We start from the raw sequence: 3,091 nt of genomic DNA, 5'->3' as shown, positions 1-3,091 counted from the left end.
TTCTTTGTACTAGCAATAAAACTCTTCTGATTTTTGGTGTTTTTTATTTGATAGATTCCGGCTTCCACTGGAGTTTCTTTATATAATTGTTTTAATTCTTTTTTACGATCCATTTCAACAACCAACTTTCTATCTTACTTTTTAAACCAATATTGACTGCCGTCTGCCTTACGGTCTAAGAATCCGTATTCTATTAAATACCTTCTGACGAGTGCATAATCATCATAGTAGTCCAGCAACACTTGATTTAATTCTTTTTCATCATAAATTCTTTCGCTCTCTAATTGTTTGACAATCTCTCGTAAGACCACTAGCCTTTGCTTTTCTCGCAATGGAAACTTCTTTAAACGTCCTCCCATTTCACTAGGAAAATACTTCTTCACAATTTCCGCCTGTTCTTCTTCAGTAATATTATAGCGATCGTCTAGCATCCTCGCGCTTTTAGGCACTGTTACAAAAGTTGGCGCATGTTTATCTTTTTCTTTCAATAATTCCATTATCGTCAAAAATATTCGTGCTTGCCGCTCTTTCTCTTTCAAGGCAAAGCGATGATGCCTTATGGTAGAGGTACTTCCAATCCCCATTTCTTCTTGGACTTCGATATCGTTTTTTCCTTGAAAAAATAAACGAAGAAGCTGATTCTGATGATCTGTAAGCCCGGTAAATTTCTTATCTAGTTCGATTAGAGCTTCAAAAACCGAATGGTGGGATTCTTTAATATGTATCCGCATAAACCTTTCTGCTTCATAAAGAATATCACCATGGGGGTAAACAATCCCCTTTTCTACTTTCTTCCCACATAAGAGGCAGATATAGGAATCAAGAACCTTTGTATATCCACACTTCAGATCTTCGATTGAGACATTCCAAAACAGTTCTGAAAGTTCCAAAGGTAAAACACATCCTGACAATCAAATTTTATAAACATTAATTAGTTTTGTTTGTTTATTTATAAACATATTAGAATAAAGTTTATTTATTGTCAATGAACTTATCCCCATATACATACCATCCAAGAAAACTATACGTGTTTCTCCCAGATAACGAAAGGCAGCGGCCCCATATAGGGATCGCTGCCATTTTTATAAATCACACTATTAACTTGCCCGTGTCTCCGGTGAAAGACTGCGAACCTTCCCATGATTCCTTTTTTTCTTCGTTTTCGAACTTCCAACATTCGGTGCCTTAATGGTCAAGGCGATGAGTAATGAGACAATGCTCAGTACGGCAATAAGCTTAAAGGTAGGAATGAAACCACCTAAGGCAGAAGCAATAAATGATCCGGAAATTGCTCCAATTCCGAAACCCTGATATATGATCCCGTAGTTTTTGCTTTGATTTTTCAAACCAAAGAAATCAGCTACAATGGCAGGAAAAATCGTAATATTACCGCCAAAACAGAAGGCAATCCCGGCAACACAGGCGAAGAACAACGCATAATTAAGTTGGACAAAGCTTAATACGGTCACAGCTGCTGCAGTAACAAGAAGTGCAAATGATACCACTTTTAAACGGCCGACTTTATCTGATAAGGCTCCGAGAATGATGCGTCCGCTTGTATTAAAGATGGCAACCAATGCCACAGCATTACTGGCTGACTCAACATCAAGTCCTGCCATTCTCACTCCAATATCCTTCACAATTCCAATTAAGAATAATCCACTCATGCACGCAGTGAAGAAAATGACAAATAATAAATATGCTTGCTTGGTTTTAAGCATTTCTTTAACAGTAAAATCTTTTTGGACACTGGCACTAAGTGTTTGGGTTTTTTCTTGACTCATTTTTGCTTCCCGTACAAGGAATGAACCACCCACAACCATAATGAGGACAATTAATCCCCAGTAAAAGAAGGCTTGAGTCACTCCCACAGATTGGATCAATGAACCATTAATGAATTTGAATAACAAACTTCCTGTACCGTACGCACCAACAGAAATTCCAGAAATAAGTCCTTTTCTCTCCGGAAACCACTTAATTAAATTAGATAATGAAGTTATATAAGCAGTACCGTCTGCTGCCCCAACGACAACACCTACCAAAATATAAAGCATCCATAAAGATGATACCTGGGAACTAAGGATTAATCCTGCTCCCAGTACAAGGCCAGCAACACCAATTAAACGGCGAAGCCCCCATTTATCCTGCAGCTTCCCAGCAAACAACGTAGAAAATGCCAGGGCGAAGCTGGTAATGGAAAACGTAATAGCAACCGAATTTAACTTCCAATGAAAGAGTTCTACTAACGGCTGGTTAAAAAGACTCCACGTATAGATGGTACCTAATCCCATCTGTACAATAATCGTTCCTAACACGATCAGCCATCGACGATCTGTCCTTGAATTCATTGCGATCTCCTCTTTTCTTCCATGTAAAAATGATAATGTTCAACATATAATCTTTAATTGATTTTGTTTACATTACAATCATAGCATCGAAAAATAGATAGAAATCGGTTTCAGAATGAGATGCCTATTATTCGGAATGAATGGCGGTTACAGATGCATAATTTGTCGAAACGCTTTCACCTTGCTTCTACTCACCGGAATCTCCTCAGAAAGATCCTTTAAACGAAGCATGTAGGTTTGATTAAACCAAGGAACAATTTCACGGATTTTGGTCAGGTTAACCGTATAAGAACGATGACATCGAAAGAAAAGGTTCTCTGGTAAAAGTGCGTCAAATTCCGTTATGCTTAGCGGCATAGTGTACTCCTCCTCTTGCGTATACACCAAAGTAACTTTTTCTCTCGCAATTGCATAATAGATATCATTTGCATCTGTAACGATAATTTTATCGTTCTTTTTCAAATTGATTCGATTAGAAGCCTGCGATGGGAGTTCCCTTAGCTGTAGTAACTGCGGATTATTCAGATGTGATTCGAGTTTTCTATCCGGGAGCGTTGTTTCTGTATGATCCCGTTTAAAGGCAGATTCTAATCTGCTTAACATTGCGGCAATCCGCTTCTCGTCGTAGGGCTTTAAAATATAGTCAAAGGCTTCTAGTTCAAAGGCTTGTGCTGCATGCTCTTTGTAAGCTGTGGTAAAGACAATATATGGCCTTTTTGAAAATTTACTTATGGTACTCGCTA

At 38.2% G+C, this 3,091-nt stretch carries 3 protein-coding genes and 1 pseudogene; all 4 read right to left on the bottom strand.

Annotated elements, in window-relative coordinates; all coding sequences use genetic code 11:
- Positions 1-113 (bottom strand): annotated as a pseudogene (locus V7659_RS31125) (GIY-YIG nuclease family protein); the annotation flags it as partial.
- Positions 114-134: 21 nt separating this feature from the next.
- Entirely contained in the window at positions 135-890 is a 756-nt protein-coding gene (locus tag V7659_RS31120; protein WP_335543853.1) for a DUF2087 domain-containing protein, read from the bottom strand.
- A 207-nt stretch (positions 891-1,097) separates the two neighbouring features.
- Positions 1,098-2,348 carry an L-lactate MFS transporter gene (locus tag V7659_RS31115; RefSeq protein WP_335543852.1) on the bottom strand — a complete coding sequence of 417 codons (1,251 nt, stop codon included), beginning with the start codon at positions 2,346-2,348 and terminating at the stop codon, positions 1,098-1,100.
- Positions 2,349-2,495: 147 nt separating this feature from the next.
- The coding region (locus V7659_RS31110) for a LytR/AlgR family response regulator transcription factor (protein WP_335543851.1) at positions 2,496-3,091 on the bottom strand (596 nt) is incomplete at its 5' end.

Source organism: Neobacillus drentensis (genome assembly GCF_036966985.1).
Classification (GTDB): Bacteria; Bacillota; Bacilli; order Bacillales; family Cytobacillaceae; genus Neobacillus; species Neobacillus drentensis_E.
Note: the sequence above shows the minus strand (reverse complement) of the source record. Positions and strands in the feature narration are given on the sequence as shown.

Bases quoted from the DNA above. Each gene is read 5' to 3' on its own strand.
- V7659_RS31115 (WP_335543852.1), bottom strand. From the start codon at position 2,348: ATGAATTCAAGGACAGATCGTCGATGGCTGATCGTGTTAGGAACGATT.